Source organism: Evansella tamaricis, assembly GCF_019042215.1.
Classification (GTDB): domain Bacteria; phylum Bacillota; class Bacilli; order Bacillales; family Salisediminibacteriaceae; genus Evansella; species Evansella tamaricis.
Genome location: NZ_JAHQCS010000100.1, coordinates 27,861 through 42,091, shown reverse-complemented (window position 1 = coordinate 42,091; position 14,231 = coordinate 27,861). Strand labels below are relative to the sequence as shown.

16 protein-coding genes and 1 other annotated feature are annotated in these 14,231 nt (G+C 38.5%); of the genes, 1 reads left to right on the top strand and 15 read right to left on the bottom strand.

The features are described 5' to 3' along the window. Positions 1-126: 126 nt before the first annotated feature. The 4 genes from KS419_RS11900 to lspA all read right to left on the bottom strand — a co-directional run bounded on the left by KS419_RS11900 (position 127) and on the right by lspA (position 3,844). A complete protein-coding gene (locus KS419_RS11900) occupies positions 127-1,446 on the bottom strand; it encodes a solute carrier family 23 protein (protein WP_217066626.1) in 1,320 nt (439 codons plus the stop codon). A gap of 151 nt (positions 1,447-1,597) precedes the next feature. Next, positions 1,598-2,152: a bifunctional pyr operon transcriptional regulator/uracil phosphoribosyltransferase PyrR gene (gene pyrR / locus KS419_RS11895; RefSeq protein WP_217066625.1), complete on the bottom strand. Its 555-nt coding sequence runs from the start codon at positions 2,150-2,152 to the stop codon at positions 1,598-1,600. Positions 2,153-2,448: 296 nt separating this feature from the next. Beyond that, entirely contained in the window at positions 2,449-3,381 is a 933-nt protein-coding gene (locus tag KS419_RS11890) for an RluA family pseudouridine synthase (protein WP_217066624.1), read from the bottom strand. 1 nt (position 3,382) lies between these two features. Then, positions 3,383-3,844 (bottom strand): signal peptidase II, encoded by a 462-nt coding sequence (lspA, locus tag KS419_RS11885; RefSeq protein WP_217066623.1) that lies wholly within the window; start codon positions 3,842-3,844, stop codon positions 3,383-3,385. A 168-nt stretch (positions 3,845-4,012) separates the two neighbouring features. On the opposite strand from lspA, the gene KS419_RS11880 reads away from it, so the two are divergent. Further along, positions 4,013-4,201, top strand: a complete 189-nt coding sequence (locus tag KS419_RS11880; RefSeq protein WP_217066622.1) for a hypothetical protein — start codon at positions 4,013-4,015, stop codon at positions 4,199-4,201. Here the strand turns inward: KS419_RS11880 and ileS are convergent. The 11 genes from ileS to KS419_RS11825 form a co-directional block, all read right to left on the bottom strand. Next, positions 4,198-6,963, bottom strand: coding sequence for an isoleucine--tRNA ligase (gene ileS / locus KS419_RS11875; RefSeq protein ID WP_217066621.1), 2,766 nt, complete (start codon positions 6,961-6,963; stop codon positions 4,198-4,200). The two genes, KS419_RS11880 and ileS, sit on opposite strands and share 4 nt — an antisense overlap. Positions 6,964-7,075: 112 nt before the next feature. Then, positions 7,076-7,299, bottom strand: a binding site (T-box leader). Between the two features lie 121 nt (positions 7,300-7,420). Beyond that, the gene (locus KS419_RS11870) at positions 7,421-7,930 is read right to left on the bottom strand and encodes a DivIVA domain-containing protein (RefSeq protein WP_217066620.1); all 510 of its coding nucleotides are present in this window, start codon (positions 7,928-7,930) and stop codon (positions 7,421-7,423) included. A gap of 93 nt (positions 7,931-8,023) precedes the next feature. Further along, entirely contained in the window at positions 8,024-8,797 is a 774-nt protein-coding gene (locus KS419_RS11865; protein ID WP_217066619.1) for a YlmH family RNA-binding protein, read from the bottom strand. A gap of 29 nt (positions 8,798-8,826) precedes the next feature. Then, positions 8,827-9,093 carry a YggT family protein gene (locus KS419_RS11860; protein WP_217066618.1) on the bottom strand — a complete coding sequence of 89 codons (267 nt, stop codon included), beginning with the start codon at positions 9,091-9,093 and terminating at the stop codon, positions 8,827-8,829. 30 nt (positions 9,094-9,123) lie between these two features. Continuing rightward, positions 9,124-9,534 (bottom strand): cell division protein SepF, encoded by a 411-nt coding sequence (locus tag KS419_RS11855; protein WP_217066617.1) that lies wholly within the window; start codon positions 9,532-9,534, stop codon positions 9,124-9,126. A 37-nt stretch (positions 9,535-9,571) separates the two neighbouring features. Further along, positions 9,572-10,252, bottom strand: a complete 681-nt coding sequence (locus KS419_RS11850) for a YggS family pyridoxal phosphate-dependent enzyme (protein WP_217066616.1) — start codon at positions 10,250-10,252, stop codon at positions 9,572-9,574. A gap of 514 nt (positions 10,253-10,766) precedes the next feature. Next, positions 10,767-11,033: a YlmC/YmxH family sporulation protein gene (locus KS419_RS11845; RefSeq protein WP_217066615.1), complete on the bottom strand. Its 267-nt coding sequence runs from the start codon at positions 11,031-11,033 to the stop codon at positions 10,767-10,769. Positions 11,034-11,202: 169 nt separating this feature from the next. Then, on the bottom strand, positions 11,203-12,102 hold the full coding sequence (gene sigG / locus KS419_RS11840) for an RNA polymerase sporulation sigma factor SigG (protein ID WP_281419798.1): 900 nt from the start codon (positions 12,100-12,102) through the stop codon (positions 11,203-11,205). A gap of 15 nt (positions 12,103-12,117) precedes the next feature. After that, complete coding sequence (sigE, locus tag KS419_RS11835) at positions 12,118-12,837, bottom strand: RNA polymerase sporulation sigma factor SigE (RefSeq protein ID WP_217066613.1); 720 nt, start codon at positions 12,835-12,837, stop codon at positions 12,118-12,120. 32 nt (positions 12,838-12,869) lie between these two features. After that, complete coding sequence (gene spoIIGA / locus KS419_RS11830; RefSeq protein ID WP_217066612.1) at positions 12,870-13,781, bottom strand: sigma-E processing peptidase SpoIIGA; 912 nt, start codon at positions 13,779-13,781, stop codon at positions 12,870-12,872. 86 nt (positions 13,782-13,867) lie between these two features. After that, the gene (locus tag KS419_RS11825) at positions 13,868-14,146 is read right to left on the bottom strand and encodes a hypothetical protein (protein WP_217066611.1); all 279 of its coding nucleotides are present in this window, start codon (positions 14,144-14,146) and stop codon (positions 13,868-13,870) included. Between the last annotated feature and the right edge of the window lie 85 nt (positions 14,147-14,231).

Sequence of the window (14,231 nt, the reverse complement as noted above, 5' to 3'; positions counted from 1 at the left end):
ACCGTTCTGCCTGTAGCCAGTCAGAATGGAGTTATAGATTAGGGGGACCAACAACAATTCCTCCCCTTCCACTTAACTCCTTGTGCCACCCTTCTAAGTCTCACGGGACTTAGTTAAAGGATGTTTCTATTCTGTTTTTTCTTCAGTCGATTCTGTCATTGTTTTAAACAATTCATTTGTGTCTTTAATGATCGTTCTTCCTGGAAGAATAAGATTTAATAGAATACCGATAATGGCGGCCAGTGCAACGCCAGGTATTGTTACTTCATCCGTCACTTGAATATACGCTCCACCAATACCGATTACCAAAATAACGGAAGAGATAATTAAGTTTCGCTTCTCTCCTATATTAACTTTATTATCAATCAGCATTCTCAGTCCGCTTGATGCGATAATACCAAACAGTAGAATGGACACCCCACCCATTACTGCGGTAGGAATAGTATCAATAAAAGCAGCGATTTTACCTACAAATCCAAACAAGATTGCCATTACTGCTGCACCGCCAATTACAAACACACTGAAAACCCTCGTTATGGCTACGACACCGATATTTTCACCATACGTTGTATTCGGTGGTCCACCTAGGAAGGAACTAATCATCGTTGCTACCCCATCCCCGAAGATGGAACGGTGTAAACCTGGTTTTTCCACGAAGTTCTTTCCTGCCACTTTACTTAAAACGAGCTGATCACCGATATGTTCGGAAAGCGTTACAACGGCTACCGGTACCATAATAAAGAGAACAGTCCAGGAAAAAACAGGGGTGAAAGTAACAAATGGAACATAAAATTCAGGAACAGCTAACCATTCCGCTTCAGCTATTGGTGACATATCTACCACTCCAAGGAAAATGGAGGCAATATACCCCCCTGCAATACCGATTAGGATTGGTATGAGACCAAAAAATCCCCTGAAGAAAATGGAACCAATTACGGTAATTAGTAGTGTGATAAGGGCTACAGTAAGAAGCGTGCCATTGTAGATATCCGTACCAGGCTCATACATGGAATTTCCGATAGCCACTGGTGCAAGGCTTAAGCCAATTACCATGATTACAGGACCCACAACGATTGGTGGTAAAACATTCATTAACCAGCGTACTCCACTTGTTTTAATGAACATTGCTACAATACCGTATGCAACCCCAGCTGCGAAACTACCCACAAGCATTCCTTCTATCCCGAAATCTCCGATAGCCGCTTGCATTGGTACAATAAATGCAAAGGATGAACCTAAATATGCCGGAATTTGTCCTCTTGTAATCAGTAAATACGCAAGTGTCCCTAACCCACTGGAGACAAGGGCAACAGCAGGGCTAATACCTACTAAATATGGCACTAAAATGGTTGCCCCAAACATGGCGAATAAATGCTGAAAACTTAAGACAAGCCATTTATCTGCACGAGGTACTTCTTGAATACCAATCGATTTTTGTCCACTCATTTCTATATCCTCCTCGAGATCCGTAGTACAATTTATTCCACTTTTATTACTGCCCTTTATAAGAAAAACCACTATACTTCCTTCCTAAAGAAGATCATTCTACCCATATTGTTTTAATAATAGGTTGGAAGTATACCCCATACAAGTTTCATTAAACTGTTTTAATGGCTGTTTTTTGTTTTATAATAACTTCATCTAATCCATCCACTTCTGCTAACTTTGCTACAACGACTTCCGATTTGGAAGTTGGTACATTTTTCCCAACAAAATCCGGACGTATCGGAAGTTCACGATGGCCCCGGTCTATAAGAACTGCCAGTTGTATCTGTGCCGGTCTACCTAAATCGATGAGGGCATCCAATGCTGCACGGACGGTTCTTCCCGTAAATAACACATCATCTACCAGAATCACTTTCTTATCTGTAATATCCACAGAAATATCTGTTCCCTTTAACTCAGGTTCATGATCTTCTGTTTTCTTTTGTAAATCATCCCGGTATAACGTAATATCCACTTCACCAACATTAATTTTTTGTCCTTCAATTTGTTCAATTCGTTCTGCCAAACGTTGAGCTAAATAAATTCCCCTTGTTTTAATTCCCACTAGGATAGAATTATTAACTCCCTTATTCCGTTCAATAATTTCGTGGGCAATTCGGGTGAGTGCCCTGCGGATTGCCTGTTCATCTAATATCGCTTTGTTCATGATCAGCTAACCTCCTTTATTTACGTGGAGGATCCTTTATGGTCCGTGTACTTATATTTTGCAGCTAGAGATAAAATCAATCTCCCTCTCCAGACATACAAAAACCCCCATTGCCGACTAAGCATGGGGGGCGATTATGCACACGTATCCTAGGTAGACATTCCCATTAGAATGTCTAGTGCCCTTCCCAGCCTCACGGGACTGATATTAAAGGTATCCGTATTTCATTCAATTCTCTAGTCATTATGTCACTCATGTCGTAGTTTGTCAACGGTGTTTTTTTTATAGCATTAGTGTTAAATACGATTTTCAATATCATTTTTCCGTAGATATGTGAGACAATCCTCCATATCTTCCGGCAAAGGTACTCGAAAACTCATTTCTTCTTTTGTCCTCGGGTGACTGAACCCTAGAATTTCCGCATGGAGTGCTTGCCCTTCAATTGGAAATTTATGATGCTTCCGTTTTGGACCGTATTTGGGATCATTAATAATAGGAAAACCTATATACTTCATATGCACTCTAATTTGATGAGTTCTGCCAGTTTCCAATTGGCATGCCACATACGTATGGTTATTAAACCGTTCCATTACTTCAAAATGAGTGACTGCCTCCCTGCTATTCTGATCGGTGACAACCATACTCTGTCTGTCTTCAGGGTTTCTCCCAATCGGTGCATCAACTGTCCCCTTATCATGGGGAATTACACCAGAAACAATGGCTGAGTACATCCGTTTTGTGGTCTTATTTTTAAGCTGTTCCACAAGGGATTCATGAGCCAAATCATTTTTAGCAACCATCAGTAGACCAGAAGTATCCTTATCAATCCGATGGACAATCCCTGGGCGCATGACCCCATTGATTCCTGATAAATCTTTGCAATGTGCCATCAATCCATTTACCAATGTCCCTCTATGATGACCAGGTGCAGGGTGCACTACCATCCCCCTTGGCTTATTGACAACGAGTACATCTGAGTCTTCATATACGATGTCCAAATTCATTTCTTCAGCTTCAACATTTAGCGGTTCTAGATCTGGCTCTGTGATTTCTATTTCATCACCGTAAGCTATTTTATAGTTACTCTTGGTGGCTACCCCGTTTACAACAACATTACCATCTTTTATCCATTGCTGAATGAGGGATCGTGACCATTGAGGAAATTGTTCAGAAATATACTTATCTAATCTTATTCCCTTTTCCTCTGTCTTAATTTTAAATATTTCCATATTATAACTTCCCTTGTTTTTTTTCTTCTTTAATTACATGAATAATCAACATACACACCCCAACGACAAGGGCTGAGTCCGCTACATTAAAAATTGGAAAATTGTATGTAAAAATGTATACATCAATAAAATCAACTACTTCTCCAAGGAACACTCGGTCGATAAAGTTCCCGATTGCTCCACCGAGGACTAATCCTAAAGAGATTCCAAACCATCTGCTTTCCTTCACATGGACTTGAATGTAATATATTACCACTGCAGTTACAATTACTGTAGCTATATAAAATAACCACATCTGGCCTTGTAACATACCAAAAGCCGCCCCAGCATTGCGATGGGAGGTTAGATGTATAACACCTTCAATTAACGGAATACTTTCCCTTAATTCCATATTCTGTACCACTAGCCATTTTGTAAATTGATCAATAAGAATAATTACTATTGCAATGACGTAATAAACCACGAAGCTTCCCCCAATCAGAATCAATTCTGTTTCTAAAGTAACAATAAGTCGTTGCCCCGATTCACTAAAAAACATTTTGTTAAATTTTTTAAGGCAAATCTATCCTTTATGCATTTTAGCATAGCAAGGAAGGACAAACAATTTTTTTCTGACTTAGGGTCAGTTCCTATGCTGGAAATCAGATCTGATTTGATTGAGATCTATTATATTGTATTGTTTCCAAAATCAGCAGTTTCAATCAAACTGAGACTTAAAAACCGCCTCCGCAAAGATCAGCAAAAAGGGGATCTTCCCGGAGACGGTCTTGTCAACTATCAACTATTTTTTAACGTTCCAGTCCAGTCAATTAATACTTAAGAATAATGATTTACAACAACATCCGTACAACTATCACATAATCCCGGATGATCGTCATTTTTTCCTAATGATGGGGATACTACCCAGCAACGTTCACATTTTTCCCCTTCTGCGAAGTCCACCTCAACATGTAAGAAATCATATCCTTTAGCTGATGATGGAGCGTCACCTTTAGATCCTGATACAACAGCCTTCGAACTAATGAATAATTTGTTAAGATTGGTAATTCCTTCTAATAACGCTTTATCTTCTCCATCGGCATAGATAATTACTTGTGCCTCTAGGCTCTTTTTCACACCTTTTTCATGGCGAGCCTCTTCTAACGCTTTTAACACATCATCACGGAGTTTCATAAACCGATCCCATTTTACTAACAACTCTTGAGCAGTTTCATTAAATTCTTTCGCCTCTGGCATATCCGTTAATTGCACGCTTTCCACTTCGACACCTGGAATGTGCTCCCAAACTTCGTCTGCAGTATGTGAAAGAATTGGAGACATCACTTTTGTTAATGCAATGAGCGTTTCATACATGACTGTTTGAATACCTCTGCGATCAGGATGATCGGCATGTTGGATATATAATGTGTCCTTTGCAATATCCATATAGAATGAGCTTAATTCAATCGTACAATAGTTGTGGACTTTATTATATACTGTTGCAAATTGATACTCCTCATATCCATTTTTTGCCTCTTCGACAAGTTTGTTTAATTTGACTAACATGTATTGATCCAGTTCTGAAAGTTGCTCGAATGGAACTGCATCCTTTTTAGGATCAAAGTCATGAAGATTCCCTAGCATGAACCGGAATGTGTTACGAATCTTACGATATACTTCCGCAACTTGTTTTAAGATGTTATCTGAAACACGGACATCGGCTTGATAATCGACGGAAGCAACCCATAGACGAAGAATATCTGCCCCTAATTGTTTCATTACCTTATCTGGAACAACTACATTACCGATGGACTTACTCATTTTTCGGCCTTCTCCATCTAACGTGAATCCATGACTTAAGACACCTTTATAAGGTGCTTTTCCTGTCACCGCCACTGCGGTGGATAAGGAAGAGTTAAACCATCCGCGGTATTGGTCAGAACCTTCCAGATAGAGATCAGCCGGACGCTGTAAATCATCCCGTTCTTCTAATACAGACTGATGAGACGAACCGGAATCAAACCAGACATCCATAATATCCATCTCTTTCGTAAATGTTCCGTTAGGGCTATGTTCAGAAGTAAAGCCATCAGGGAGAAGGTCCTTTGTTTCCCATTCAAACCAGATATTTGAACCGTGCTTACGGAATAGACTTGAGACATGGTCGATTGTCTCATCACTGATGATTGGCTCCCCATCTTCGCCGTAAAAAATCGGAATTGGCACTCCCCAAGCACGTTGACGGGAAATACACCAGTCACCACGATCCCGTACCATATTAAATAATCTTGTCTCTCCCCACTTTGGAACCCATTTCACTTCGTTAATTTCCCGAAGGAGATCTTCACGAAAATCTTTAATGGATGCAAACCATTGAGCAGTAGCACGGAAAATTACCGGTTTCTTTGTTCTCCAGTCATGTGGATAGGAGTGAGTCATAAATGTTAAGTGAAGAAGTGCCCCCGCTTCTTTCAGTTTTTCAGTAATCGGTTTATTCGCCTCATCATAAAATAACCCTTCAAACATTGGGGCTTCCTTCGTCATCACCCCTTTGTCATCAACAGGAGTTAAAATATCCAAACCATATTTTTGACCAATGAGATAGTCATCTTCCCCGTGTCCAGGTGCTGTATGAACACACCCCGTACCTGCTTCCAATGTAACATGATCCCCAAGCATAACGAGAGAGTCTCTTTCGTATAGTGGATGTTTCGCTACAGTGTATTCTAGTGCAGCACCTTTAAGTGTTTTTAAAACCTCATATTCAGGCCACTGCAGTTCTTTTTCTAATTGCTCTAACAAGCCTTTTGCAACAATATATTTGTCTTCCTTCACTTTCACAGTCACGTATTCCAATTCAGGGTGTAGAGCGATCCCTAAGTTCGCTGGAATAGTCCATGGAGTCGTTGTCCAGATAACAAATTTTTCATCTCCATCCAATACTTCTTTTCCATCCTTAACATCGAAAGCAACATAGATAGATGGAGAACGCTTATCATGGTATTCAATCTCTGCTTCTGCAAGGGCTGATTCTGATGAGGGAGACCAATAAACTGGCTTTTTCCCTTTATAGATATATCCTTTTTTAGCCATATCGCCAAACACTTTAATTTGCTGAGCCTCGTATTCATGGGTTAGTGTCACGTATGGATTTTCCCAATCTCCACGTACACCAAGACGTTTAAATTGTTCCCGTTGATTATCGATTTGTTCTAGAGCATATTCTTCACATTTTTTCCGGAATTCTGCTACACTCAATTTTTTTCGGTCCACTTTCCCTTTCTTAGTAAGGGCAGTTTCAATAGGTAAACCGTGGGTATCCCATCCTGGAACATAAGGGGCATTAAACCCTGACATGGATTTATAGCGTACAATGAAATCTTTCAGAATTTTATTTAAGGCATGCCCCATATGAATATCTCCGTTTGCATAGGGAGGTCCATCATGAAGAACAAAAAGGGGACGTCCTGATGTTCTCTCCTGTACCTTCTTATAAATATCTTTTTGATTCCAATCTTCCTGCATTTTCGGTTCCCGATTTGGTAAGTTCCCACGCATTGGAAACTCTGTTTTTGGCATTAGTAGCGTGTCTTTATAATCCATTAGACCGCTCCTCCTTCAATTATTTAGTTTATTTTTGAAAAATAAGGCTCTGCTATTGTACCTATGACGATTAACAGCGCTAAAAAATAGAAATAAAAAAACCCTCTCATCCATAAGGGACGAGAAGGAAAACCCGCGGTACCACCCTAATAAACAAAAAAGCTTTTTGTTCACTCGAAAATTTCGTAACGTGAAATTACTCGGCACAGCCTACTAAAGATTGTTCAGTGTGCAACTCAAGGGTGATTTTCCAAATGCTCTTAGCATCGGGCTCACACCATCCCCGACTCGCTTGGGCTAGAAAAACAAATGTAATTTCCCTGTCATCGTCATTTTTATTCCTTATCACGAATTATTACCATTTTTAGTTTAAAATAGACCATTTCCTGTTTCTATTAAACTTATGCAAAAATCTTATTAAAGTATATGATAATACCTGAGTTTGCGTCAAGCTACTTTATACATTTTCATAACGACTATGGTTATCAATATCTAAATTTTCTTCCTTACTACTTAAATCGTCCCAATCCTCTGTGCTTAAAAGTTCTAGTTGAGCTTCAATTAACATTTTAAAACGAGTTCGATACACAGATGCCTGCTTCTTCAGTTCTTCAACTTCCAATGCAACTTTCCTGGACTTCGACAAAGCTTCATTAATGATTCGATCCGCATTCTTCTCGGATTCTTTAATAATGAGCTTCGCTTCTTTCTCTGCATTTCTTTTCACATCTTCCGCAGTTTCCTGAGCGATTAAAATGGATTTATTCAAGGTTGTTTCAATATTCGAGAAGTGTCCTAACTTCTCTTCTAATTCATTCACACGGTCATATAATTCTTTCTTCTCGCGGATGACCATTTCATAATCTTTTATTACTTGATCTAAAAATTCATTTACCTCATCCTCATCATAACCACGAAACCCTCTAGTAAATTCTTTATTATGGATATCTAAGGGTGTTAACGGCATCAGAAAGCCACCTCCAACAAATTTTAAAATCTTTCCAAGTCCTATCTATTCTTTTTCGACAACTCTGTCGTTATTCCCTTCTTAAACGACAAATTATTTTGGAAAACGTACGTTAATACGCCATTTATCCTTTTTCGTTTTTCCATTGTTTGAAACGAATTCACATCTTCCCTTCCCACGGACCGAAAGAACATCATTTACTTGAAGAGAAAAGCTTGGATCCTCAATTACTTTCCAATTTACTTTAACAAATCCCGATTCTATCAATGGTTTTACTTTTGATCTTGAAAGCTTGTACACCTCAGCGATAACTGTGTCCAAACGAAGGGAGGAGACAGTTACTTCCAAATGTGTGTATTGTTCCTTTAACGAGAGAATATCAGTAGTTAGAATTTCCCGCAAGGAAATTTTTGATTTCCCCACAGATGTGAAATTCCATTTCACAAAATCTGCCACTTCTTTTGCAAGTATTACTTGAAAACGGATGTCATTATTTAAAATATCCCCAAATTTTTCACGCTTTAGTCCAACATTCATTAAGGCACCCAGTATTTGGCGATGCTCTATCGTTATAAACTTGCTAGGATACTCCAATTCAAAGACCACAATATCATAATCTGATATATCAGGTTCGAAATAGGATGGATACAGTAATATTCGTTTTCTTTCAGCATCACTATGGCCTCCCCAGGAGGAGACATGTAAATCATCTTGGTGACCTACAAGGGAACGTACAATTTCCTGTTGGCGCGGATCGAGGAAATCGGTAAGCTTTGGACGGTATTGGTCTAAAACCAACTCCTTCCACTCCAGTACTTGATCCACAAATGGGTGCTCTTCCTTACGAAAGTGCACATATAAACTCATAACATCCCACTCCGATTTCAATTAAATAATTATTGTATTAATGAAAAGAGGAAGTTCACCCCATTTGTAGAAAAACGTAAAACTAAAATAGCTACAATAGGGGAAATATCAATCATTCCTAGAGGTGGTATAATCTGACGGAAAGGTGCTAGATAAGGTTCTACTAGCTTTGCCACAAACTGTCCAAATCCAGATTCCCTTGCATTTGGAAACCAGGACATAAATATATAGATGATACAAAGGAAAGAGTACATTAAAATAATGTTATTTATTGCTATTCTTAGTGTTTCAAGCATTATAAAACTCCTCTTCAATAATTTAATGAATTACTCATGAAGCATCTCTGAAATAGAACCTGAAACATCCACATTATCAGGGGTACACAGAAAAATATTGGAACCTAATTTTTGTATATTACCTCCGACAGCGTACACTGTCCCACTGATAAAATCAACAATTCTTTTAGCCTGTTCGTGAGGAAGACGCTGCAAATTTATCACAACTGATTTTCGGTTTTTTAAATGATCTGCTATTTCCTGTACTTCATCATAACTATGGGGTTCAATTAACATTACTTTAGCCTGGGTTTGAATACTCGTAAGGCTGACCACATTTTTTTTATCCCGGTCACTTCTTGTGTCAAAGGACTGGTCTCTAACTGCATTATCGTCCAGATCCACTTCAGTATATTCATCTTCAAGTTCAAAGAATCGTTTAAACTTCCCTTTAAGTCCCATACCTTCCCACCTCACATTGTTAATTCCTTCGAATACATTATTCTTTTCCTACTAATGCAGAACCAATTCGAACAAATGTTGCTCCTTCTTCCACAGCAACCACATAATCATTCGACATTCCCATAGATAATTCTCTGCAGGGAGCGTGTTCTAAGTCCTTTTCTGCAATCTCATCTCTTAACTCCCGTAATTTTCGGAAATACGGTCGAACCGTTTCCACATCGTCCACAAAAGGTGCCATTGTCATTAATCCAATCACTTCAATAGCAGGAAATGCAGCAAGTTTTTGTATAAAGGAGAATGTTTCTTCTGGATTCAGACCCGACTTACTTTCCTCTCCAGAAACATTGACTTGGACAAAACATTTTACTTTTGCCCCTTGAGCAACACGCTTATTGATTTCTTTTGCTAAAGATAAACGATCCAATGAATGGATGAATTCAAACTTATCAATCATCTGTTTCACTTTTTTAGATTGTAAATTTCCAATAAAGTGCCATATTCCCCGTTCTCCGAGAGTGTGAACTTTTTCCATACTGTCTTCCACTCTATTTTCTCCAATATGTAGAACGCCAGCATCCAATACTTCTTTTGTTTTTTCTACAGAAACATACTTAGTTACCGCAATGATGTTTACATTTTTTGCCCCTGATTCTGATCGTTCACAAGCAGCATCAATGGTTGCTCTTATTTCATTTAATCGATTCAAAATTGACACTGTACGATCTCCTTCCAATTTTCAACAATCATATATCATTATCATAATGAATCTTGGCTTATCAATCAATGATTATCCTATAGGTCCATTCAACTTTTCTTAAAAAACTGCTGTAAAATAGGCTATTTTGTCAAAAAAATGAAAATAAGAAAAGCGTAAGCGCCTATGAACACGAGCGTAGGGCAGTGGAGGAATGACAACCTGAAGTCCGCTCTTTGACTTCTGTTGTCACTTCCGAAGTGCCCCGCAGCGAGTAGGCACTGGAGCTAGACAAAGAAAAGCGTAAGCGCCTATGAACACGAGCGTAGGGCAGTGGAGGAATGACAACCTGAAGTCCGCTCTTTGACTTCTGTTGTCACTTCCGAAGTGGCTTAGTGGGACTGCAAAAGTGGAAAAGCACCACTTTTGCAGTCCCTTGCGAGTAGGCGCTGGAGCTAGACAATTTACCCGAAAGTGCCAAAACATAACCATTATTTTTTATAAAAAAACAAACCTCAACATAAGTGAGGTTTCGTTAGTCATTATCATCATCATCTACTTCTTGACCATGTCCTTTATAGCGTACAAGAACGACGTCTGATCCGATTTTAACGATGTTCTTCCAAGGAATGATGACTTCTTCTTCCCTATTAAATAAATTCATCATTCTTCCCCCACCTAAAATGATTGCTTCCACTCTTCCAGTATTCAAATTAATATCTAAATCAGAAATATGACCCAGTAATCTTCCATCTGATAAATTAACGATATCCTTTGATTGAATATCGGATATTTTAAGCATCCTCGTCCTCCCCTTTCCCGTTCAATACAGTCTATGCACAACTTGGTCATGTTATATCAATTCTGTTTTGAAAAAAAGAGAAAAGTGATTTCAAAAATGTAAAAGAAAAGACTGCCTTAAAAATGATCTTTTTGTTAAAGACCTTTAAAGACAGTCTATGTAAAGGAACTCATTCCTTTGCGTGTTTATTCATTTGTTGAATTGCCGCTTTTTCTAGCCGTGATACCTGAGCCTGGGAAATTCCAATCTCATCTGCAACTTCCATCTGAGTTTTTCCTTGAAAAAATCGCATATCAAGAATCATCTTCTCCCGGTCATTTAAGCGAACCATGGCCTCTTTAAGGGCAATTTCCTCAATCCATTGAATATCCTTTTGTTTGTCATCACTAATTTGATCCATTACATAAATAGGGTCTCCCCCATCGTTATATATTGGTTCAAATAGTGATACAGGATCCTGAATAGCATCGAGGGCAAATACGATATCTTCCTTTGGTACATCCAGTACCTTGGCAATTTCCTGTACTGTTGGTTCACGTTCCCTTGTCTTTTCACTCATTAAGTTGTCCCTTACCTGAAGAGCTTTGTAAGCAATGTCCCTTAACGATCTAGAGACACGAATTGGATTGTTATCCCGCAGGTATCTTCTGATTTCTCCAATGATCATGGGAACAGCATAAGTGGAAAACTTTACATTTTGGCCTAAATCAAAATTATCAATGGATTTCATTAATCCGATACAGCCTACTTGAAACAAGTCATCCACATATTCACCACGGTTGTTAAACCGCTGAATGACACTTAAAACAAGTCTTAAGTTACCATTAACGAGCTTTTCCCTTGCTGTTTCATCCCCATTTTGCATTTGCTCAAAGAGGATTCTCATTTCCTTGTTCTTCAGCACTGGTAGTTTTGATGTGTCCACTCCACAAATTTCTACTTTATTGCGAGTCAATGTCTTCCCTCCCAACAGGAGCTGATGTACAAGAATCAGTATCTCCTTGAAAGGGAAATTTATGCAGAGCTTCCTAATCACAAAAAGGCTTGAAATTCCTTCAAGCCTTGTCATATCTATCAAAAATCACTATAACATTTTATTAAATTCTTTTCTGAGCCGTTTGATTATCCGTTTTTCCAATCTGGAAATATAGGATTGGGAAATTCCAAGCATATCTGCCACATCTTTTTGTGTCTTTTCTTCGTCTCCAGCAAGGCCAAAACGAAGCTCCATAATTTGCTTCTCCCGATCATTCAATGTCTCTAATGATTTAACGAGTAGCTTTCTATCAACCTTATCTTCAATACCTTTTGTGATGATATCTTCTTCTGTCCCAAGGACATCAGATAATAATAATTCATTCCCGTCCCAATCAATATTAAGTGGTTCATCAAATGAAACTTCTGAACGAATTTTGTTATTACGTCTTAAGTACATCAGTATTTCATTTTCAATACATCGAGAAGCATAAGTGGCAAGTTTAATTTTTTTCTCAGGATCAAATGTGTTTACTGCTTTAATAAGACCAATCGTTCCAATACTGATCAGATCTTCAATATTAATCCCTGTATTTTCAAACTTCCTGGCAATATACACAACGAGTCGAAGGTTCCTTTCGATTAATACGGATCTGACAGATTCATCGCCGTTGGGGAGCTTTTTCAGGAGATATGCTTCTTCTTCTTTCGTAAGTGGTGGAGGAAGAGCCTCACTTCCGCCTATGTAATATACTTCATCTGATTTTATTCCGATTTTTGCTAATAATTTATACCACCAGAGTTTAAATCGCAATTTCAAAGTTTTCATGTTTTGTTTCCCCCTTCTATAATATGTGTTACTTACGATGTTTGCCTTTTCTGCTGCATCATTTTAGGGTTCAATAAACAGGTATAGTCCTTACGATCAGACAATGCTGTATAACTCATCCCCAATAATACGTGATGACAAAGGTGTGGTATACCATTTTCATAAACAACCACTTCGTCTGGTTTGATTGCCCATAAGTACCGCTGTGTATCTCCCACCGTCCGAAATGGCACCATTGTCATTTTCCCTTCAAATTGTTTTGGGAGTTGTCCGTCTGCCACTATTGATCTTTTTGTTAGATTTACGACTGATTCAGGGAATTGATTCCCCACTTGTGTCATATCTATAATCATGACGGAACGCCTAGTTAAAGGATCTTCCAAACGATTCCCACTATCTAAGAAACCCTTTAATTCAAGTTCCAATCCAGCTACCTGCACTCGAACGGGATATATTTGGTCATAACGCAATTTTTCTGTCTCCATATTTTCCAATCTATTTCTTGAATAGTAATACATTATCGGAAAACCAATGAGAACAAAAACCCAACTAATTGGACTTCCAAAACCACTTGTTTGAGTAGCAAATGTACCTTTAATAAAGCTTGTATCTGTTTCAAGGAAAAAATGTAGTCCTAACAATCCACCTCCAACTGCAAAATTCACAAAATAAAAAGTTAACCAGGCTTGGATGAAAAGTCGAAATCGCAGGAATCCAAAACTAGCAAGGATGATTAAAATAGAGTAAATTCCTTTGACAAATGGGTTCAGTGCTATGGCTTCTAAGGGAGTAAACAAAAATAATACGTAAAGGGAGGCAATGAAACCACCGATTACAACCCTGTATTTTTTGATTTTCCTTTTTAAAACGATTGCCGTTAATGAAAGGAGCATCATATCAATTAAAAAATTTAAGAGCCATATAATATCTAAATAGATTTGCAAGAGTATCCACCGTCCGAATGGAATTTGAACCTAGTATATCTCAAGATAATTTTTAAGTCTGTCACTATTTGCCATGTAAAAGCAACTTATTTTGACAGTTTTTCAAGGTTTATGTCAGTGGGTAATTTCGAACATGTTGTAATTCTATTTATATTGTGAGAAATTATGACACCATTGCCTTCTATGAAAAGTGCTAGCGCCGATGTGTATTCTTCTACGAGTATTACATAGAAGAGTGTCCGTTCATCGGGCAAGGCGCCACGTCCTGTGGCATGCCCGATATTAGGACGTCCTGTCCGTTCATCGGGCAAAGCGCCACGTCCTGTGGCATGCCCGATATTAGGACGTCCTGTCCGTCGAGACAATTGGAAGATACTTCCGCAGTAAACACTCGTCGCTGAAACTATAGACATTATTTTGAAAACTTTTGCTTTCTTTTAGAAGCAAAAA